Source organism: Streptomyces sp. NPDC005181 (assembly GCF_040608395.1).
Taxonomy (GTDB): Bacteria; Actinomycetota; Actinomycetes; order Streptomycetales; family Streptomycetaceae; genus Streptomyces.
Map to the genome: position 1 here is coordinate 1 of NZ_JBEXID010000036.1, position 19,564 is coordinate 19,564.

Sequence of the window (19,564 nt, forward strand, 5' to 3'; positions counted from 1 at the left end):
ATCGCCCTCGTCATGCTCACCCTCGCCGGAGAACGTCCCACCCTCCCCGGCCGCCAACCCGCCACAGAGTGACCCACTCATACGGCAGGAGAGCCCTTCTTTCTCTGCAGCGGTGACAACATCTACGCGGACGGGGTGATCGAGCCGAGCGTGACGCTTCCCGACGGCCGGGTCTGGCGCAACATCACCACCGAGGAGAAAGCGAAGGTCGCCGAGACGCTCGCCGAGTACCGCGGGAACTTCCGCTACAACCTCCTCGACGACAACGTGAGAAAGTTCAACGCGCAGGTGCCGTCGATCATCCAGTGGGACGACCACGAGGTCCGCAACAACTGGTATCCGGGACAGATCCTGGACGACGTCCGGTACACCGAGAAGAACGTCGACGTCCTGGCCGCGCGTTCGATGCGGGCGTTCCGCGAGTACTTCCCGGTGTCCACGCTGCACGCGTCGTCCGGCGACGGCCGGGTGCACCGGGTGGTGCGGCACGGCCCGCTCCTCGACGTGTTCGTTCTCGACATGCGGTCGTTCCGCAACGCCAACTCCCCCGGCCGGCAGCCCGACGACACCACGGGCATCCTCGGCGCCGAGCAGCTCGACTGGCTCAAGCGCGAGCTGTCGCGGTCCCGCGCGGTGTGGAAGGTGATCGCCGCGGACATGCCGCTGGGACTGGTCGTCACGGACGGTGCGACGGACTTCGAAGCGGTGGCCCAGGGCGATCCCGGCGCCCCGCTCGGCCGTGAGCTGCAGATCGCGGAGCTGCTGCGGTTCATCAAGCACCGCCGGATCACCGGCACACTCTGGCTGACGGCCGATGTGCACTACACATCGGCGCAGCACTACGCCCCCGAGCGTGCGGCGTTCAAGGACTTCGCTCCGTTCTGGGAGTTCGTCTCGGGGCCGCTGGCCGCCGGTGGCTTCCCCGCCAATGCGCTGGACGGCACGTTCGGTCCCGATCGGGTCTTCGTGCGGGCGCCCGACCGGGCGAATGTGTCGCCGATGGAGTCGCCGCAGTTCTTCGGCGAGGTCGATATCGACGGTGGCAGTGGGGAGTTGACGGTGCGACTGCGGGCTCAGGGCGGTTCGGTGCTGTTCACCAAGGTGCTGCAGCCGGGACGCGTCGGACAGTGAGCCTGCGCCGCTGACGAGCGCGGGCGGCGGCCCCGGACAGCTGACCGGGGCCGATTGTCAGTGGTGGGTTCTACGGTTTGTGTATGACCCGATCCGTACGGGGCTTGGCCTACTCCGAGGACCGCCGCCCGCGACCTGCGGGCCATGCCGACGTGGCGTCGGCGCGCTGCTGCCGGCGGACCCTGGCTTCCTCGCTCGACCCGGTGGTGACGGGGTACGACGGCCGTGGACATCGTGCCGTAACCGGACGCGCCTGGCCGTAACCGGGCGGCCCCCGATCGGCCCGCCCCACCACGCGCCACGCTGCCCGCACCCGCTGCGAACCGTTCACAAGCTGCCGCGACCCGCGCACGCACCGCCACAACCGCCATCACTCAAGACATAAACCAGCCAAAACGGATGATAGAGCACTAGATCCATACTTAACCCATCAGTCACAAGGCGTTCGTGATCAGGCAACACCGCCCCGTCACAGTGGAGCCATGACTGATGTGACATCTGCGAAGAGTGCCCGCCGTCCCCACCACTGGCGGCGGGACCTGATCGAACTGGCCGCCCTGTTCACCGCGGTCGCGGTGGCCGATGCGATCGCCAACCTGATCGGGCACCAGCCGGACGGGCCGTATCTGCTGGTCGCCTCGGCCTTGGCGCTGACTGCCACGGCCACGTTCCACACATGGTGGGCACGGCGGCACAGCCACGCTCCGCCGCCGACCGCCGACGGCCTGATCGCCGACTACGACAGCACGGACCCGGACCGTTCCGCCGACCGCCTCACCGCCGCCGCACGTACCGGCACGACGGCCGGAGCCGTCGCTCCGGTGTCTACGCCCACCGCCGCAGGCCCTGCCGTGTCCGCCGAGGAGACGGTGCTGTGGCGCATGCGCACCACGGTCCGGGACACCCCCGGCAGCCTGGCCACGCTGTGCCTCGCGCTAGCCCGGCACCGGGTCGACATCCTCACCCTTCAGACGCACCCCCTGGCCGAGGGCACGGTCGACGAGTTCCTGCTGCGTGCCCCGGCCCCGCTCCAGGCTCAGCAGCTGAGCCGGGCGATCTCCGCCGCGGGCGGCAGTTCCACCTGGATCGAGCGTGCCGACGCGCACGATCTGGTGGATGCCCCGACGCGCATTCTGGGTCTCGCCACCCGCACCGCCCTGGATGCGGCCGAACTCCCCCTCGCCCTGCGTCAGCTGCTCGGGCGCTGCACCATCCACTCGCTCCCGGCCGTCTCGATCAGTGGCCGCGCCACCGGCGAGACCGCACCGGTCGAGGGGGTACTGGAGGAGACCGTGATGCGGCTGCGCGACCCGTCCGGCGGTGCGATCACGATCGAACGGCCCTATCTGCCGTTCACGCCCACCGAGTTCGCCCGGGCCCGCGCCCTGGTCGAGCTCGACGCGCGGCTCGGCCCCCGTGTCCCGCGCAGCGAGCACGTGCTCACACTCCCCGAGGGCAACGAGATCACCGTGCGCCGCGCGGACCGGAGCGACCTGGCAGCCGCCCGCGCCATGCACGACCGCTGCTCCGATCAGACACTGCGGCTGCGGTACCACGGTCCGGTCCGTGACGCCGACCGCTATCTGGACCACCTGCTGAGCCCCCGGTTCGGCCGCACCCTGGCCGTTCAGACGGCCTCCGGCCGGCTCGTCGCCCTCGGCCACCTCCTCTGGGACGGCGACGAGACCGAGGTCGCCCTCCTTGTCGAGGACGAATGGCAGCGCCGTGGCATCGGCTCCACGCTGCTGAGCCGTCTGGTGGCGCTCGCCATCGAGGCCGGCTGCGAGAGCGTCTACGCGGTCACACAGGCGTCCAACACCGGCATGGTCGCCGCGATGCGGGCCCTCGCGCTGCCTCTCGACTACCAGATCGAGGAGGGCACGCTCGTCATCACCGCCCGGTTGGCAGCGACTCCGGTACGGTCCCTGCCGCCGTACGAGCAGGCGGGTCGCTGAGCGCCTGACACAGGTCGGCCCACAGGTCCTCGACGTCCTCCAGGCCGACCGACATGCGCAGCAGCCGGTCCCCGACACCCGCGGCCTGCCGGTCTCCCTCATCCACAATGCGGTGGCTGATGGACGCCGGATGCTGAATCAGCGTGTCGACACTGCCCAGGCTGACCGCCGGCGTGATGAGCCGTACGGCGGAGATCACCCGGTGCGGATCCCCGTACACCTCGAAGGAGACCATCGCCCCACCCACCTTCGGGTAGTGGACCCGGGCGATGCGCGGGTCGGCGGTCAGCCTGCGGGACAGTTCGGCGGCGCTCGCGGATGCGGCCCGCACCCGCACCGGCAGAGTGGAAAGCCCGCGCAGCAGCAGATATCCGGCCATCGGATGCAGCACCCCGCCCGTGGCGAAGCGGACTTGACGCAGCCGGGCCGCGAACTCCTCGTCGCAGGCGACGACCCCGCCCATCACATCGCCGTGCCCGCCCAGGTACTTGGTCGCGCTGTGCAGGACGATCCTGGCCCCGTGCTCGACGGGCCGCTGCAGGACGGGGGTGGCGAAGGTGTTGTCGACGAGCAGCGGCACCGAGCCGCAGGAGTGCGCGAGCGCCCGGATGTCGACCTCGGCGAGCGTCGGGTTCGCCGGTGTCTCGACCATCACCAGACCTGTGTCCGGACGGATGGCTCCCGCGATGCCCGCCGGATCGGTCCAGGTGACTTCGGTACCCAGCAGCCCGGCGCCGAGGAGATGGTCGCTGCAGCCGTAGAGCGGGCGGACGGCGACCACATGGCGCAGCCCCATGCTCGCGCGGACCAGCAGAACGGCGGTGAGCGCCGCCATTCCGCTGGCGAACGACACGGCACTCGCGGTCCCCTCGAGCCGGGCGAGTGCCGTCTCGAATCGGGCCGTGGTCGGGTTGTCGAGCCGGGCGTAGACGGGCGGCCCGTCGAGCTTGGCCCCGGTGGTGGCGAAGGTGTCGATCCGTTCCGCCTCTCCCCTGGAGTCGTACGAGGGGTAAGTGGTGGACAGATCGATCGGCGGGGCGTGCAGGCCGAGTGCAGCGAGGTCGTCGCGTCCGGCGTGCACGGCTTCGGTGGCCAGCGCCCTGGACCGGGGTGTTGTCGAGGGGCGCATCGAGGCTTCGGTGTCCATGACGCCACTCTGAACAGCCACCGGGCTGGGGCGATGAAACGCCGTGCTACGTTCGGTGAATGACCGATTCTGTCGTCCTGGACCCGGTGGATCTGCACATTCTGCGGCTGCTGCAGAACGATGCGCGGACCACCTACCGTGAGCTGGCCACCGAGGTCGGGGTCGCACCGTCGACCTGTCTGGACCGGGTGACCCGGCTGCGTCGCTCGGGGGTGATTCTCGGCCATCAGCTCCGTCTCGACCCGGCCCGGCTCGGCCGCGGTCTGGAGGCGCTCCTCTCGGTACAGGTCCGCCCGCACCGCAGGGAGCTCATCGGCCCGTTCGTCGAGCGGATCAGGGCGCTGCCGGAGTCCCGTGCACTCTTCCATCTGACCGGGCCCGACGACTACCTGGTCCATGTGGCCGTCACGGACACGGCCGATCTGCAGCGGCTCGTGCTGGACGAGTTCACGTCGCGCCGCGAGGTGGCCCGGGTCGAGACCCGGCTGATATTCCAGCAGTGGGAGTGCGGGCCGCTGCTGCCTCCGTCGTCCGCAGCGCCCGGGCGGTCCGCAGAGACCCGATGACCGGGCCCGGTCACCGCGCCGAACGACCGGGACCGGTCACCGCGGCCGAACGACCGGGACCGGCTGCCACGGCCGCATGACCAAGTGCGGTCCTGTCACATATGCGACAGGCCGTCGAGCCTGAATGCTAGTGACGCGGAACCCCTGGCCGTACGAGGATGTTCGCATGTCAGACACTACGCACAGCTCACTGCCCCGCCAGGTCGCCGACGATTACGTCGACGCGTTCATCGAACTCGACCCGATCGCAGGCACCTACCTCGGTGTCGAGGAAAGCTACAGCCGTCTTCCCGACTTCTCCCCCGCCGGGCAGGAAGCTCTTGCCGAACTGGCCCGCACCACCCTCCTGAAGCTCGACGCGGCCGAACAGCTGCCGGGTGCGGACAGCGATGCCGAGCGCCGCTGCGGCCGCCTGCTGCGCGAGCGGCTGACGGCGGAACTCGCCGTCCACGAGGCCGAGGAGAGCCTGCGCGCCGTCTCCAATCTGCACTCGCCGGCACACAGCGTCCGCGAGGTGCTGACGGTGACGCCGACCGAGACCGACGAGAACTGGGCTGCGATCGTGGAGCGGCTGCGCGCGGTTCCCGCGGCGTTGGAGGGGTACCGCACCTCCCTGGCGCTGGGTCTGGACCGGAAGCTGTACGGCGGTCCCCGGGCCACCACCACCTTTATCGCCCAGCTGACCGAGTGGATCGGCGACGACGGGACGGGGTTCTTCCAGAGCTTCGTCGCTCCGGGCCCGGACGCGCTGCGCGCCGATCTGGACGACGCCGCCCGGCAGGCCACGGAGTCCTTGGTGGCGCTGCGCGACTGGATGCGCGAGGTGTACGCCCCCGCGATCGAGGGTGCGCCCGACACGGTGGGCCGTGAGCGGTACGCCCGCTGGTCGCGTTATTTCAACGGCACCGATCTGGATCTCGACGAGGCGTATGCGTACGGCTGGTCCGAGTACCACCGGCTGCTCGCAGAGATGAAGGCCGAGGCCGAGAAGGTGCTGCCGGGCGCGGGTCCCTGGGAGGCGCTGGCCCATCTCGATGTGCACGGCAAGCACATCGAGGGTGTCGACGAGGTCCAGGCCTGGCTGCAGGGTCTGATGGACGAGGCCATCGAAGCACTCGACGGCACACACTTCGAACTCGCCGAGCGGGTACGGAAGGTGGAGTCCCGGATCGCACCGCCCGGCGGCGCCGCGGCTCCCTACTACACGGGCCCGTCCGAGGACTTCTCGCGTCCCGGCCGCACCTGGCTGCCCACCATGGGCGAGACCCGCTTCCCGGTGTACGACCTGGTCTCCACCTGGTACCACGAGGGCGTGCCCGGCCACCACCTGCAGATCGCGCAGTGGACGCATGTCGCCGACAGCCTCTCCCGCTACCAGGCGTCGATCGGCATGGTCAGCGCCAATGCCGAGGGCTGGGCCCTGTACGCGGAGCGGCTGATGGACGAGCTGGGCTTCCTGCCCGATGCCGAGCGGCGCCTCGGCTACCTGGATGCGCAGATGATGCGCGCCTGCCGGGTGATCGTGGACATCGGCATGCACGCCGAGATGGAGATCCCGGCGGACTCCCCCTTCCATCCCGGCGAGCGGTGGACGCCTGAGCTGGCCCAGGAGTTCTTCGGCAACCACAGCGGCCGGCCTGCGGAGTTCGTGGAGAGCGAACTGACTCGCTACCTGTCCATGCCGGGTCAGGCCATCGGCTACAAGCTGGGCGAGCGCGCCTGGCTGCTGGGCCGGGAGAACGCCCGCACGGCGCACGGCGACGCGTTCGACGCCAAGGCCTGGCACATGGCCGCCCTGTCGCAGGGGCCGCTGGGGCTGGACGATCTGGTCGACGAGCTGTCGAAGCTCTGACCCCGGACCACCTCAGTGAGACGACGGCCGGGCCCGGTTCGGTGCCATGGGCCCGGCCGTCGTCGGCCACCCGCTTTCTCCTGCTGCTGTGCGAGTCCGGAGTCCGCGGATCGGCCCGATCGCTGGAGCCGTGAGCGACGGCGGACGGCCCGTCGGACCGTGTGGCTTGCGCCGTTCAGCAGCCGCAGTCGTCCGAGTCGACGGGTGCGGTGAGCGGGTCGGCGGTGCGCCGCTCGCGCCCCTCCCAGGTCTCGAACTCGAAGCCCTCGCGCGCCCAGTACTCGAACCCGCCGAGCATCTCCTTGACCTGGTAGCCCAGTTCGGCGAGGGCCAGCGCGGCACGGGCGGCGCCGTTGCAGCCGGGGCCCCAGCAGTACGTGACCACGGGCACCGCCGGGTCGAGGAGGTCCTGGGCCCGCTCGGCGATGAGCGCGGTGGGCAGGTGGACGGCGCCGGGGATGTGCCCCTGGTCCCAGGAGGCGGTGGACCGGGAGTCGAGGACGACGAAGCCGGGGTCCCCATCGGCCGCGAGCGCGGCGGCGACGTCGGAAACATCGGCGTGGAACGCGAGCGAGGCGCCGAAGTAGGCGGCAGCCGCGGCCGGGGAGGCCGGCGGGACGCGGAGGACGGGGTTGGCGGCGGAGGCGGTGAGCTGCGAAGTCATGACCAAAAATCTACGGCCGGTGATCTGCAACGGGAAGTAGAGACGCCCGGCACACCGCTTGATTCGCCGGGGAATTCCCTGTTGCCTCGCGGCATGACCGACTATTCCCCGGACGCCACCGACTGGCGCATCCTCGATGTCCTGCAACGCGACGGCCGGGCCACCTTCGCCGAACTGGCCCGCGAGGTCGCCATGTCCCCCAGCGCGGTGACGGAGCGGGTGCGCCGTCTGGAGGAGGCGGGCATCATCAGTGGGTACGCCGCCGTGGTGGACCCGGAGCGGCTCGGCCTGGCGATTCTCGCCCTGGTACGGCTGCGCTATCCACACGGCAACTACAAGCCGTTCCACGATCTCCTCGACACCACGCCCGAGATCGTGGAGGCCCACCATGTCACCGGCGACGACTGCTTCGTACTCAAGGTCACCGCCCGGTCGATGAGCCACCTGGAACGGATCTCGGGAAAGATCGGCGCGCTCGGCTCCGTCACCACCGGCGTCGTCTACTCCTCGCCCCTCCCCCGGCGGGCCATCAGCCGCTGATCGCGCTGCCGGCCCGGTGCCGCACCGCCGATCCGTGCCGCTCCTTGACCACTTCGAGCTGGGCGGGGATACGGCGGCGCAGATCGGCGACATGGCTGACGATGCCGACGCTGCGGTCCCGCTCACGCAGCGAGTCCAGTACGTCGAGCACCTCGTCCAGGGTCTGGTCGTCCAGGCTGCCGAACCCCTCGTCGATGAAGAGCGTGTCCAGCCGGACCCCGCCCGCCTCGTCGGTGACGACATCGGCGAGGCCGAGCGCCAGCGCGAGCGAGGCGAAGAACGTCTCTCCTCCGGAGAGCGTCGCCGTGTCGCGCTCGCGGCCGGTCCAGGCGTCGACGACATGCAGCCCGAGGCCGGCCCGGCGGCCTCCGGTGCGCGCGTCGGAGTGGACCAGTGTGTAGCGGCCCGACGACATGCGCTGCAGCCGTGCGGTGGCGGCGGCCGCGACCTGTTCGAGCCGGGCGGCGAGCACGTATGACTCCAGCCTCATCTTGCGTTCATTGTCGGCCGAGGTTCCGGCGGTGAGCCCGGCGAGCCGTGCGACCCGGTCGTACTCCTCGCGCAGTGGTCCCAGTCTGCGCACTTCGTCCGCCGCGCGGCGCGACAGCCGGCCGAGTTCGGTACAGCGCTCCCGGGCGGCGGCGAGCGTGGCGGCGGCGTCCCTCAGCCGTCGCTCGGCCGTGTCGTACGCCGCCTGTGCCGCGTCCGGGTCGGCCTGCGGACGTTCGGCGGCGGCGCGGGTCTCCACCTCGGCGAGCCGGTCGGCGACAGCGACGGCCTCGGCCTGCCAGGCGTCGATCAGGTGCTGGAGTTCGCGCTGCTCGGAAGCGGAGAGCAGGGTCGCCGCGGCGGCCTGCGGGGTGTCGAAGCCGGCCCGGAACGCCGCGTCCGCGAGCCGGCCGTCGGCCTCCTTGCTGCGCTGCGCCGCAGCCTCCTCGGCGCGCACCGTCTCGGCGGCGTCGGCAAGCAGGACGACCCGGCGTTCCAGCAGGGCGGCATGCGCGGCGACGCTGCCGGACTCCCCTCGGGCGGTCACCAGCTCGGCCTCCAGCGCGGACTGTTCTCGGTCGAGCCCTTCCCGCCGGGAGGTCCGGGCAGCGGCGCGGCGCTCGGCCGACTGCCTCCCTTCGAGCCGCTCGGTCTGCTCCCGTTCGGCGGCTGCGAGAGCCTCGCGCGCGGCGTGCGTGCCGGCGGCGGTGCGGTGTGCCTCGGCATGCTCGGTCGCCAACCGGGTGACAAGGGAGTCGAGTTCGGCGACGGTGGGATCGGGGGCCGGTGACGTGACGGCGTCGGCCGCATCGGCAGAGGAGACACCGGCACGGGCCAGGTCATCGGCGGACGGCTCAGCTGCGCGGGCCTCACCGCCACCGCCGGCACTCCCCACAACGGGCCGCGCCGCCGCTCGCGCCGCAGCGTGCTTCTCGCGTACGACTCCGAGCTCCCGGTCGGCCTCCGTACGGATACGCTCGGCCCGCCGGTACGTGTCGAGAGCGGTCTCCTCGGCGGCCTTGTCGACATGCCCGTCGCCCGCGCGGGCCGGCTTCGGGTGGTCGCCCGACCCGCACACCTTGCAGGCCTCGCCGTCGACCAGCTCCGCCGCGAGCTCGGCGGCGATGTCGCGCAACCGCCGTTCGCGCAGCTCCAGCCACTTCTCGTGGGCTCCGAGCGCGCCTTCCCGGGCCGCGGCCAGCCGCTCCTCGGCGGCCACCGTCTCCGCCGCCAGCGCGTCACGACGCCGTGCCGCTTCCAGTTGTCGGCGGGCCGGTTCCAGCCGGCCCGCCAGCTGTTCGGCGCGGGTCGCGGACTCCTGCGCCGCTTCGACGCGTTCCTGAAGGCCGCGGCGGTGGGACTCCCAGCCCGCGAGCCAGCCTTCCGCCTCCAGGATCAGTTCGTCGTCGGCCCGGGCCTGCCGTTCCAGTTCGGCCCGCTCGGTGTCGATCTCTGCGCTGCGCCGCTCGGCCCGACGCGCGGCGTCGAGGCCGCCCAGCTCCTGCCGGAGCCTGCGCTCCAGAGCCGCCAGCTGTTCCGCGCCGGCATCGACCAGGGTGTCCGGCAGCTGGCCGCGGGCGCGCTCGCGGGCCGCACTCGCCGTGCGATACGCCCGCTCCGCCTCGTCGCGCAACTCCAGTGCGGGGGCGACGCGATCGGCTTTGCGGGCGCGGTCGAGCCGGTCGTGGTGACGGTCGCGGTCGGGGCGACGGGCTTCGAGTTCGGTGGCGCGGCGCCGCGTCTCCTCGTACCGCTGCTGAAGTCTGGCGAGTTCGCGCTCGGTGTCGAGTGCGCGGCGGGCTGCCGCCTGTCGGCTCTCGGCCGCGGACAGGACGGACTCGGCGATGTCGAGTCGTTCCCGGGCGCCGCTGCGGGCGACCGCGGCCCACTCCAGTACGCCGTCGGACAGCCCCGGTTCGCCGGGCTGGGCGTCCGGCAGGGGCAGTTCACCGGCGGCCGGTCCTGCGGCCTGGGCGATCCGCTGAGCGATCGCGAGAATCTGTTCGTCCCCGGCCTTGACCTGGGTTTCCGCGGTACGGCGCAGTTCGGTGAGGCGTTCCTCGACGGCCGCGAAACGGCGGGTGTCGAAGAGTCTGCCGAGCAGTTTGCCGCGTGCCTCGGCATCGGCGCGCAGGAAGCGTGCGAAGTCGCCCTGCGGCAGAAGCACCACCTGGCAGAACTGGTCCCGGCTCATCCCGACGAGCTGGGTGATCTCCTCACCGATCTCCTGATGCGAACGGCTGAGCGCCTGCCAGCCGTTCTCGGGGTCGTACTCGCGCAGCCAGCTCTGGGCCTTCTCGGTGGTGAAACCGTCGCCCTTCTTCTTGGGGCGGGGCTGAGCGGGGCGCCGGGTGATCTCCAGGCGCCGTCCGCCGACGGTCAGTTCCAGCCGGACTTCGGTGGGGAGGCCGGCCGGGGCGTGGTCGCTGCGCAGCGAGGTGCCGGGGCTCTGGCGGGCGCCGGGCACCGCACCGTACAGCCCATAGCAGACGGCGTCGAGGACGGAGGTCTTCCCGGCTCCGGTGGGGCCGTGCAGCAGAAAGAGTCCGGCAGCCGAGAGCGCGTCGAAGTCGACTTCCTGGGTGGCGCCGAACGGGCCGAAGGCGGTGAGAGTGAGTCCGTGGAGTCTCAACGGTTCACCTCGCGTACGCCGTCGTCCACCCGTACGTGGTCGAAGGCGCCGCGCAGCACCGTACGCTCCCGGTCGTCCGCCCCGTTCCCGCCCCGGACATGCGCCACGAAGTCCTCCGCGATCTGCTGGTCGTCGCGCCCCTTGAGGCGCTGTGCGTACGAGGCGAGCGGGTCCTCGGGGGCCCGCTCGGGTTCGAAGACGAGGCTGAGGGTGTGCGGGAACCGCGCCGTGAGACGGGCCATCGGCTCGTCCGGACGGACGGGGTCGGTGAGGGTGGCCTCCACCCACGCCTCCTCGTGCCGAGCCAGCGTGGGATCGTCGAGAAGGGTGTCGAGACGGCCGCGGAGCCGGGCGAGCGGCCGGGGCACCGGGAAGTCGATCCGTTCGGCGGCGACCGCTCCCGTGGCGTCGAGGTCGATCAGCCACATGGTCTTGCGGTGGTCCACCTCGGAGAAGGAGTAGGCGAGGGGAGAGCCGGAGTAGCGGACCCGCTCGGTGACGGCCTGACTGCCGTGCAGGTGGCCGAGCGCCGTGTAGTCGACGCCGTCGAAGACTCCGGCGGGGACGGCGGCCACTCCGCCGATGGTGATGTCGCGCTCGCTGTCGCTGGGTGCGCCGCCCGCAACGAAGGCGTGGGCGAGCACCACGGACCGGGTGGAGTCCGGCCGTGTCGCGAGGTCGGCGCGGACGCGGTCCATGGCGGCCGTCAGCACGGCCTCGTGTCCGGCCCGCTCTGCTCTGAACACGTCCTTGACGAGGGCCGGTTCGAGGTAGGGAAGTCCGTAGAACGCGACATCGCCGTGGTCGTCCCGCAGGACGACGGGGGTGGCGCACTCCGCGGGGTCGGTCCGCAGATGGATGCCGGCCCGGCCCATCAGACCGGCGCCGACGCCGAGCCTGCGGGCCGAGTCATGGTTTCCGGAGATCATCACCGTGGGTACGCCGACGGCGGCGAGCCGGTGCAGCGCCCGGTCGAAGAGCTCGACAGCGGACAGCGGCGGCACGGCCCTGTCGTACACATCACCCGCCACCACGACGGCGTCGACCTCGCGTTCGCACACGGTCGCCACCAGATGGTCGAGACTGTCGGCCTGCGCGTCGAGCAGTGAGACCCGGTGGAATGACCGCCCCAGGTGCCAGTCCGATGTGTGCAGAATCCTCAAGACTCGGCTCCGACCTGCATGTTTCGTTTCCTTCGCACCCAGCGTCCGCGCCTGCCGTGCCCGGGAGCCGCACCGGACCGGCGCGGGACCGCACCGACCACGCTAACGCCGCTGTTCCCCTGATCCCTCACGAACCTGCTTCCGCACAACCCACAGTCTCCCATCGCCGCGCACCGACTCCGACATGTTCAGCGAAGAAGATCGAGCTGCGTTCCGGTGCCGAGCCGGCCCGCCTGTCGGGCGTCCCGCAGCCCGGCCGTCCCACCCCGCCAGACGCGATCAGGCGTCTCCGTACGCCTCACCGCCCAGCTCCAGCAGTGCCTCACCGGCGGTCGCATCGGCCAGCCAGCTCCGGAAGCTCTCGACATCGGAGTCCGGCAGTCCGATCTCGATGATCACCGCCTCCGCGTACCGGACCTCCCGCACGGCCAGTCCCGTGGCGCGCAGATCGTTCTCCAGCCGGCCGGCCCGCTGGTGGCCGACGGTGATCGTGGCGAGCCGGAACCGCTGCCGGGTGACCGTGCCGAGCTCGTCGAGAGCCTCGCCGACCGCCCCTCCGTACGCCCGGATCAGTCCCCCGGCGCCGAGCTTCACGCCGCCGTAGTAGCGGGTGACGACGGCGACGACGTACCGCATCTCGCGGCGCATCAGCATCTGCAGCATCGGAACGCCCGCGGTGCCGCCGGGCTCGCCGTCGTCGCTGGCCTTCTGCACGGAGGCGTCGGCGCCGATCACGTACGCGAAGCAGTTGTGAGTGGCGGTCGGGTGTTCCTTGCGGATGCGTGCGACGAAATCCTGCGCCTCCTGCTCGGTGGCGGCGGGGGCGAGCGCGCAGATGAAGCGCGATCGGTTGATCTCGGTCTCGTGCACGCCCGCTCGGGCGACTGTCCGGTACTGCTCCTGCATCCGGCCACCCTATGCGCAAGGCGGGAATGGCCCACGGCCGCTGTCCGTTGACCGGATCATGTATGCAGACACGGGCACAGACGCGGAGACGGTCCGCAGAGTCCTCCAGGACACGGGCGACACCTGGGCCGTTGTGGGCCTCTCGAACAACACGTCGCGCGCGGCCCATGGCGTAGCCGCGGTCCTCCAGCGCTTCGGCAAGCGCGTCGTCCCCGTGCATCCCAAGGCCGAGCGGGTCCATGGCGAGGAGGGGTACGCCTCGCTGGCCGACGTTCCGTTCCCGGTCGATGTCGTGGATGTCTTCGTCAACAGCGAACTGGCGGGCGCCGTCGCGGACGAGGCGGTCGGCCTCGGCGCGAAGGCGGTCTGGTTCCAGCTGGGCGTGATCGACGAGGCTGCATACGAGCGCACGCGCGCTGCCGGGGTCGACATGGTGATGGACCGCTGCCCCGCGATCGAGATCCCCCTTCTGGACCGATGATCGGGGTGCCGCCTCTCGGCCGAATGTGCGGGGTGTCACACATGCCGCGCGGCTGGGAGAATAAGCCGCTGTGAGTGTTACCGGTGCTCCCGCAGTCCTGACCGTTCCCCACCGCCGAGGCCGGCTGGCCGATGAGCTGTCCGAACTCGGTGTGGCGCGGGGCGGCGTCCTCATGGTGCATGCGTCGATGCGCGCAACGGGGGCGGTGAGCGGCGGGGTACGGGCGGTGATCGGCGCACTGCGGGACGCGATCGGCGCGGACGGCACCCTGGTGGTCCCGTCGTTCACCCCGGAGAACTCCGATACGTCCCCGCAGTACCGCGAGCGGGTGCGCGGCCTCACCGACCTGGCCCGGGAGGCTGTGCGGGCGAGCATGCCGCCTTTCGACCGGGCGACGTCGGCCGCCCCGTCGATGGGCCGCCTCTCGGAGGCCGTACGGCGGACTCCGGGGGCAGCACGCAGCGGCCACCCCCAGACATCGTTCACCGCACTGGGCCCCCTGGCCGAGAAGCTCGTCGCGCATCACCGCCCCGACTGCCATCTCGGCGAGGAGTCACCGCTGGCCTGCCTCTATGACGTGCGGGCTCAAGTGCTGCTGCTGGGCACCGGGTTCGACTCCTGCAGCGCCTTCCACCTCGGCGAGTACCGCGTCCCCGACCCGCCCCGCCGCACCTACCGCTGCGTGGTGACCACCGGCGGCAGGCGCCACTGGTGGGCGTATGAGGACGTCGCGCTGGACGACAGCGACTTCGCCGCGCTCGGGGCGGAGTTCGAGCGCACGGCCGACGGCACGGCGGTGCGCCCCGGCACGGTGGGCTCGGCGACGGCACGGCTCTTCCGCTTCACCGACGCGGTGGACTTCGCGACCCGCCGGCTTCCGTCCTACCGGGCGGCGCGGCCGTAAGGGGGCCGAACGTCGCGTCGGTTCCCGACGCTTGCCGTTGCCTCCGTCGCGTTGCGTGGGCCCCGGCACCGCGACGACTCCGAGCGGGACCGTCGGCGCCTCACACCGTGACGCCGAGCCCTTCGACGAGCACCGCGTTCGGCAGGGCCGCGAGCGCCTTTCCCGGGACGATCAGCTTGCCCCGGCGGCTGCCGCTGCCGATCAGCACCCACTCCTCGTCCACCACGCCGGGATCGAGCAGCAGCGGCCAGCCGGCCGGGAGTCCGATCGGGGTGATGCCCCCGTACTCCATGCCGGTCTCGCCGACCGCTGTGTCCATGGAGGCGAACGACGCCTTGCGGGCGCCGAGGTGCTTGCGGGCCGCCCCGTTCACATCGATACGCGTGCGGGAGAGGACGACGCAGGCCGCCAGGGTGACCTCGCCGCCGCGCTTGCCTGCCACCACGACGCAGTTGGCCGACCGGTCGAGCAGGTCGGCGCCGTGATGGGCGACGAAGACCGCCGTGTCCGCGATATCCGGGTCCGTGTCGACGTGGAGAATCCGCTCGGCGGGGACACCGCCCCACCCCTCACGCACGGCCTCGGCGACCGGAGGGATGAGGAGGTCGATGCGGTCGACGGCAGGGCCGGCACTCTCGAAAGTGCCGATGGGTGCGCGCATACGGGCCACGCTAACAGCGACCGCACGGCCGCCGGTCGCGCGTCTCAGCGTACGGGCGGGATGGACACCGCCATCGTGAACTCGGCCGGTTCGGAGCCTTCGTTGCGGTAGGCGTGCGGATGGTGCGCCTCAAAGGTGGCGGAGGTTCCCGCGGTTACGGAGTGGGCCTCGCCGTCGACTTCCAGGGTGAGCACCCCCGCCGTGACGTGGAGCAGTTCGACGGTGCCTTCGGGGTGCGGATCGGAGGTGCTGCTGTCTCCGGGCATCAGGTGCCAGGCCCAGAGTTCGATCGGTCCTCTGGCCTCCGTACCTACGAGCAGGGTGGTGGAACTGCCCGCCTCGGTGGACCACATGCGCACCGCCTGGCTCTCGGGCACCAGACGGACGTGAGATCCCTGTTCGTAGTCGAGCAGGGTGGTGATGCTGATGCCCAGGGCGTCGGCGAGCTTGACCGTGGTGCCGACACTCGGATTGGTGCGCGCCTGCTCGATCTGGATGATCATGCCGCGGCTGACCCCCGCGCGCGCGGCGAGGGCATCCAGGGTGAAGCCACGTTCACCGCGCCAGCGCTTGAGGTTACGCGCGAGCGACTGGGTGAGCTGGTCGAGGTCAGACACATTCCGTCCAATATTCTGGATGACAGAGTCGAAAATACTGCACTACGGTGTGGTGCACCCAACCGTTCACCGCACTGTACTGCGAGGCATACCGTGACAGCGCTGTTCGCCCTGGCCACCAGCCTGTTGTGGGGGCTGGCCGACTTCGGCGGCGGGCTGCTCACCCGACGTACGCCCGCGCTCACGGTGGTCGTCGCCTCGCAGGCCGTCGCGGCGGTCGTGCTGGGCATCATCGTGGTTGCCACCGGCGGCTGGAGCGAGGTCAGCGGTCAGCTCTGGTTCGCCGTGGCCGCGGGCGCGGTCGGCCCGGTGGCCATGCTGAGCTTCTACAAGGCGCTGGCGCTCGGACCCATGGGCGTCGTCTCGCCGCTCGGCTCGCTGGGAGTCGCGGTGCCGGTGAGTGTCGGGCTGGTCATCGGCGAGCGGCCCGGGCTGCTGCAGTTCGCCGGAGTCGGCATCGCGATCGCGGGCATCGTGCTGGCCGGTGGACCGCAGCTGCGCGGGGCACCGGTGCAACGGCAGGCGGTGCTGCTGACGCTGGTGGCCGCGTTCGGATTCGGGGCGGTGATGTCGCTGATCGCGGAGGCGTCCACGACGGTCACCGGGCTGTTCCTGGCGCTCTTCGTACAGCGCCTCACCAACATCGCGGTCGGCAGCACGGCGCTGTACGTATCGGTACGGCGCGGGGCGCGGGCGCTGCCCGAGGAGGGCGGAGCGGCCGCGCTGCCGGCCGCGCTGCCCGCCCTGGCGTTCGTCGGCCTCGCCGATGTCGCGGCCAACGGCACCTACTCGATCGCCGCGCAGCACGGCCCCGTCACCGTGGCCGCCGTACTGGCCTCGCTCTATCCGGTGGTCACGGCCCTGGCCGCCCGCGGGGTCCTGGGCGAACGACTGCGCGGGGTGCAGGCGGCGGGAGCCGGTCTGGCCCTGGTGGGGACCGTACTGCTCGCCACCGGGTAGGAAGCGGGCTCAGCCTTCTTCGAGTTCCGCGACGGCCAGCAGCTGTTCGGGCGTGACATGGGCCGGGATCGGCACCGGAGCGGGCGTACGCAGGGGTGGCTGCCAGCCCTTCACCGGGTCCCAGCCGCGTACGACACGTGCGGGTGCCCCGGCCACCACCGCGTGGTCGGGCACCTCACCGCGTACCACCGCGCCTGCCGCGACCACCACATTGCGCCCGAGCCGGGCCCCCGGCAGGATCACCGCACCCGTGCCGATCCAGCAGCCGGGTCCGATCGTGACCGGCTCCATGCGCGGCCACTGTCTGCCGATCGGCTCGTGCGGATCGTCGTAGCTGTGGTTGGTGGAGGTGATGTAGACGTACGGTCCGCAGTACGTGTTCGAGCCGATGGTCACCGTGGTGTCGGCCACGACATGGCTGCCGCGGCCGAGGACCACACCGTCCCCCAGGGTCAGGATCGGCGCGGAGCCGAGGTCCAGGTCCGGCATGAGTCCGGCGGTCAGGGTGACCTGCTCGCCGATGATGCAGTGGCCGCCGAGCTCGATCCACGGCTCGCCGAAGACGGTGCCCTGCGGGAAGGCCAGCCGGGTCCCCTCTCCTATGCGGCCGAAGCGGAGCCCACCCGGGTGCTGCGCGGTGATCGCGCCCGCCTCCTGGATCGCACGCCAGCCACGGTGGACGGCCCGGGACACGACACGGCGCCGCCAGGCGGTGAGGGATGAGAACGTGTTGCTGTTCTTCGGCACTCGCTCACGGTAGTCGGCACCGCCGGAACGATCACCGCGGAGTCCTGTGATGTTCACCCCACTCCGCAGCAGGGGAATGGCCGTCGCATACCGTTCCCCTGGCTCGTTCGAACAACGACGATCGAGCAACGGCGGCCGCACCACGCGGCCGAACGAACCGGAGCACGGAGGAACGGCCGATGGCAGAGCAGGCGTTGATCACGGGCATGGGCGGCCACGAACCGGACATCGACGTGGCGGCCTTCACCGCACCGACGTCCGTCGTGATCGGCGAGGTGACCATGGCCGCGGGCTCCAGCGCCTGGTACCAGGCGGTGCTGCGGGCCGACTGCGCTCCCATCGCCATCGGTGCCGACAGCAACATCCAGGACAACTGCAGCGTCCATGCCGACCCCGGGTTCCCCGTCACGGTCGGCGACCGCGTCTCGGTCGGCCACAACGCCGTACTGCACGGCTGCACCGTCGAGGACGACGTCCTGGTCGGCATGGGGGCCACGGTTCTCAACGGGGCGCACATCGGCGCCGGTTCGCTGATCGCCGCCCAGGCACTGGTACCGCAGGGGATGCGGGTGCCGCCCGGTTCGCTCGTCGCGGGCGTGCCGGCCAAGGTCAAGCGCGAGCTGACCGAGGAGGAGCTCGAGGGCATCAAGTTCAACGCGGTGGGCTACGTCGAGCTGGCCAAGGCACACCGCCAGGCACACGAGGGCTGAACACCTCACCAACCGTCGGCCCGATCAGCCGGGCCGACGGCTCAGTCCGCCGCCGGTACGGTTCCCGCCTCGGCTGCGGTGCGCTCCCCGGACTGCGCCGCCGCCTTCTTGGCGCGGCTCTTGAGGACCATCATCGAGGTCAGCCCGATCAGCAGCGCGACCACCAGTCCGAGCCAGGAGAAACGCTTCAGCCAGGCCTCGGCGACGACCCCCACCGAGTAGATGACGGCCGTGGTGCCGCCTGCCCAGACGATGCCGCCGAGCACATTGGCAATCAGGAACTTCCAGTACGGCATGCGCAGGACCCCGGCCAGCGGTCCGGCGAAGATACGCAGCAGTGCGACGAAGCGGCCGAAGAACACCGTCCACATGCCCCATTTCTGGAACGACCGCTCCGCCATGGCGATCTGGTCCGCACCGAAGTGTCTGGGGAACTTGCCGCCGAGCCAGGCAAGCAGCGGCCGGCCGCCCCTGCGCCCGATGGCGTATCCGATCGAGTCCCCGATGATCGCTCCGGCGCAGGCGCAGGCGCCCAGGATGACCGGGTTGATGCCGCTGTGCCCGGCTGCCAGCAGTGCCGCGCTGACGAGGACGATCTCACCGGGCAGCGGAATACCCAGGCTCTCCAGACCGATGACGACGCCCACCAGGACGTACACGCTGACCGCCGGGACTGTCTCCAGCCACTCCTGGATGTGCAACGCCGGTTCCTCCCGTGCTGATGTGCTGTCGCCCGCCGGGCAACTCCTCGGCGCACGGCGGGCAGCCTACCTGCCGCGACACCCGCCCGAACAGCGCGAAGGGCCGCCCCGCCCCCTCGTCAGGGGTGGGACGGCCCAGGTCGGCGGTACGGTCCTCAGGCGTTCGGGCGGAGCGTCCACACCACGGTCATCTCACCGGTCACCGCGCCGTCCGCGCGCTGGATCTCGATGGTGACGGGGAATTCGGGCCGCTTGCCCTCGTCGAGCTCGGCGACGACGTCCGCCGCCGGCCGGCCCAGGGTCGCAGTCGCGGTGACGACACCCATCGCCAGCTTCTTGTAGGCGATCTCCGCCTTCACGGCGAGCGGTACGGCCCGGGACATCTGGTCTCCGAAGGCGGCGATGACGATCGCTCCGCTCGCCGACTCCGCGAGCGTGAACATCGCTCCGGCATGTGGTCCGCCGACGTGGTTGTGGTAGTCCGCCTGGTCGGGCAAGCGGACGACCGCACGCTCCGCGGTCGTCTCGAGGAACTCGAGATTAAGGGTCCTGGCCATCGGAACGGTGGCGACGAGCATGTCTCCGACTGTCATCTGTTCAGCGCTCATGCGCCGAATGTTACTCATGAGTAGGCGCGTTTGGCCATCCCCACTCTCCTCAAGACGACTGCATGACAGCCCCCTTGACCGTTGCCGCACGGGGGCGGCCGTAGCCGACCGGCCGCCACCCCTCTATCGT

The 19,564-nt window shown here is 71.1% G+C and carries 18 protein-coding genes and 1 pseudogene; 9 read left to right on the top strand and 10 right to left on the bottom strand.

All coding sequences use genetic code 11. The features are described 5' to 3' along the window. Positions 1 to 96: 96 nt before the first annotated feature. Positions 97 to 1,131: pseudogene (locus ABZV38_RS22565) on the top strand (alkaline phosphatase D family protein); the annotation flags it as partial. 482 nt (positions 1,132 to 1,613) lie between these two features. Then, positions 1,614 to 3,086 carry a GNAT family N-acetyltransferase gene (locus tag ABZV38_RS22570; protein ID WP_356329574.1) on the top strand — a complete coding sequence of 491 codons (1,473 nt, stop codon included), beginning with the start codon at positions 1,614 to 1,616 and terminating at the stop codon, positions 3,084 to 3,086. On the opposite strand, the gene ABZV38_RS22575 is transcribed toward ABZV38_RS22570, so the two are convergent. After that, the gene (locus ABZV38_RS22575) at positions 3,022 to 4,233 is read right to left on the bottom strand and encodes a PLP-dependent transferase (RefSeq protein WP_356329576.1); all 1,212 of its coding nucleotides are present in this window, start codon (positions 4,231 to 4,233) and stop codon (positions 3,022 to 3,024) included. The two genes, ABZV38_RS22570 and ABZV38_RS22575, sit on opposite strands and share 65 nt — an antisense overlap. Positions 4,234 to 4,292: 59 nt before the next feature. Between ABZV38_RS22575 and ABZV38_RS22580 the strand changes: the two genes are divergently transcribed. Next, entirely contained in the window at positions 4,293 to 4,799 is a 507-nt protein-coding gene (locus ABZV38_RS22580; RefSeq protein WP_356329578.1) for an Lrp/AsnC family transcriptional regulator, read from the top strand. Between the two features lie 166 nt (positions 4,800 to 4,965). After that, positions 4,966 to 6,651 (top strand): DUF885 domain-containing protein, encoded by a 1,686-nt coding sequence (locus tag ABZV38_RS22585; protein ID WP_356329580.1) that lies wholly within the window; start codon positions 4,966 to 4,968, stop codon positions 6,649 to 6,651. Positions 6,652 to 6,826: 175 nt separating this feature from the next. On the opposite strand, the gene ABZV38_RS22590 is transcribed toward ABZV38_RS22585, so the two are convergent. After that, the gene (locus ABZV38_RS22590; protein WP_356329582.1) at positions 6,827 to 7,321 is read right to left on the bottom strand and encodes a rhodanese-like domain-containing protein; all 495 of its coding nucleotides are present in this window, start codon (positions 7,319 to 7,321) and stop codon (positions 6,827 to 6,829) included. A gap of 87 nt (positions 7,322 to 7,408) precedes the next feature. On the opposite strand from ABZV38_RS22590, the gene ABZV38_RS22595 reads away from it, so the two are divergent. After that, positions 7,409 to 7,855 carry an Lrp/AsnC family transcriptional regulator gene (locus ABZV38_RS22595; RefSeq protein WP_356329583.1) on the top strand — a complete coding sequence of 149 codons (447 nt, stop codon included), beginning with the start codon at positions 7,409 to 7,411 and terminating at the stop codon, positions 7,853 to 7,855. Here the strand turns inward: ABZV38_RS22595 and ABZV38_RS22600 are convergent. The 3 genes from ABZV38_RS22600 to ABZV38_RS22610 all read right to left on the bottom strand — a co-directional run bounded on the left by ABZV38_RS22600 (position 7,845) and on the right by ABZV38_RS22610 (position 13,045). Next, positions 7,845 to 10,976 carry an SMC family ATPase gene (locus ABZV38_RS22600; RefSeq protein ID WP_356329585.1) on the bottom strand — a complete coding sequence of 1,044 codons (3,132 nt, stop codon included), beginning with the start codon at positions 10,974 to 10,976 and terminating at the stop codon, positions 7,845 to 7,847. The two genes, ABZV38_RS22595 and ABZV38_RS22600, sit on opposite strands and share 11 nt — an antisense overlap. Next, positions 10,973 to 12,139: an exonuclease SbcCD subunit D gene (locus ABZV38_RS22605; RefSeq protein ID WP_356329588.1), complete on the bottom strand. Its 1,167-nt coding sequence runs from the start codon at positions 12,137 to 12,139 to the stop codon at positions 10,973 to 10,975. The genes ABZV38_RS22600 and ABZV38_RS22605 overlap by 4 nt, the downstream gene beginning before the upstream one ends. 279 nt (positions 12,140 to 12,418) lie before the next feature. Then, positions 12,419 to 13,045, bottom strand: coding sequence for a YigZ family protein (locus tag ABZV38_RS22610; protein WP_356329589.1), 627 nt, complete (start codon positions 13,043 to 13,045; stop codon positions 12,419 to 12,421). A 58-nt stretch (positions 13,046 to 13,103) separates the two neighbouring features. Between ABZV38_RS22610 and ABZV38_RS22615 the strand changes: the two genes are divergently transcribed. Together ABZV38_RS22615 and ABZV38_RS22620 are read left to right on the top strand one after the other, a co-directional pair. Continuing rightward, positions 13,104 to 13,526 carry a CoA-binding protein gene (locus ABZV38_RS22615; protein WP_356329591.1) on the top strand — a complete coding sequence of 141 codons (423 nt, stop codon included), beginning with the start codon at positions 13,104 to 13,106 and terminating at the stop codon, positions 13,524 to 13,526. Positions 13,527 to 13,623: 97 nt separating this feature from the next. Beyond that, positions 13,624 to 14,430, top strand: coding sequence for an AAC(3) family N-acetyltransferase (locus ABZV38_RS22620; protein ID WP_356329694.1), 807 nt, complete (start codon positions 13,624 to 13,626; stop codon positions 14,428 to 14,430). Positions 14,431 to 14,530: 100 nt separating this feature from the next. On the opposite strand, the gene ABZV38_RS22625 is transcribed toward ABZV38_RS22620, so the two are convergent. Together ABZV38_RS22625 and ABZV38_RS22630 are read right to left on the bottom strand one after the other, a co-directional pair. After that, positions 14,531 to 15,091, bottom strand: coding sequence for a YbaK/EbsC family protein (locus ABZV38_RS22625; protein ID WP_356329593.1), 561 nt, complete (start codon positions 15,089 to 15,091; stop codon positions 14,531 to 14,533). A gap of 44 nt (positions 15,092 to 15,135) precedes the next feature. Beyond that, positions 15,136 to 15,708 carry an XRE family transcriptional regulator gene (locus ABZV38_RS22630; RefSeq protein ID WP_356329595.1) on the bottom strand — a complete coding sequence of 191 codons (573 nt, stop codon included), beginning with the start codon at positions 15,706 to 15,708 and terminating at the stop codon, positions 15,136 to 15,138. Between the two features lie 93 nt (positions 15,709 to 15,801). Here ABZV38_RS22630 and ABZV38_RS22635 point away from each other — a divergent pair, with 93 nt between their 5' ends. Beyond that, positions 15,802 to 16,668 carry a DMT family transporter gene (locus tag ABZV38_RS22635; protein WP_356329598.1) on the top strand — a complete coding sequence of 289 codons (867 nt, stop codon included), beginning with the start codon at positions 15,802 to 15,804 and terminating at the stop codon, positions 16,666 to 16,668. A gap of 9 nt (positions 16,669 to 16,677) precedes the next feature. On the opposite strand, the gene ABZV38_RS22640 is transcribed toward ABZV38_RS22635, so the two are convergent. Beyond that, positions 16,678 to 17,415, bottom strand: coding sequence for an acyltransferase (locus ABZV38_RS22640; RefSeq protein ID WP_356329600.1), 738 nt, complete (start codon positions 17,413 to 17,415; stop codon positions 16,678 to 16,680). 179 nt (positions 17,416 to 17,594) lie between these two features. Between ABZV38_RS22640 and ABZV38_RS22645 the strand changes: the two genes are divergently transcribed. Then, positions 17,595 to 18,125: a gamma carbonic anhydrase family protein gene (locus ABZV38_RS22645; protein ID WP_356329602.1), complete on the top strand. Its 531-nt coding sequence runs from the start codon at positions 17,595 to 17,597 to the stop codon at positions 18,123 to 18,125. Positions 18,126 to 18,166: 41 nt separating this feature from the next. On the opposite strand, the gene ABZV38_RS22650 is transcribed toward ABZV38_RS22645, so the two are convergent. Together ABZV38_RS22650 and ABZV38_RS22655 are read right to left on the bottom strand one after the other, a co-directional pair. After that, on the bottom strand, positions 18,167 to 18,826 hold the full coding sequence (locus ABZV38_RS22650) for a DedA family protein (protein ID WP_356329604.1): 660 nt from the start codon (positions 18,824 to 18,826) through the stop codon (positions 18,167 to 18,169). A 155-nt stretch (positions 18,827 to 18,981) separates the two neighbouring features. After that, on the bottom strand, positions 18,982 to 19,419 hold the full coding sequence (locus tag ABZV38_RS22655; protein ID WP_356329695.1) for a DUF4442 domain-containing protein: 438 nt from the start codon (positions 19,417 to 19,419) through the stop codon (positions 18,982 to 18,984). Positions 19,420 to 19,564: the final 145 nt, after the last annotated feature.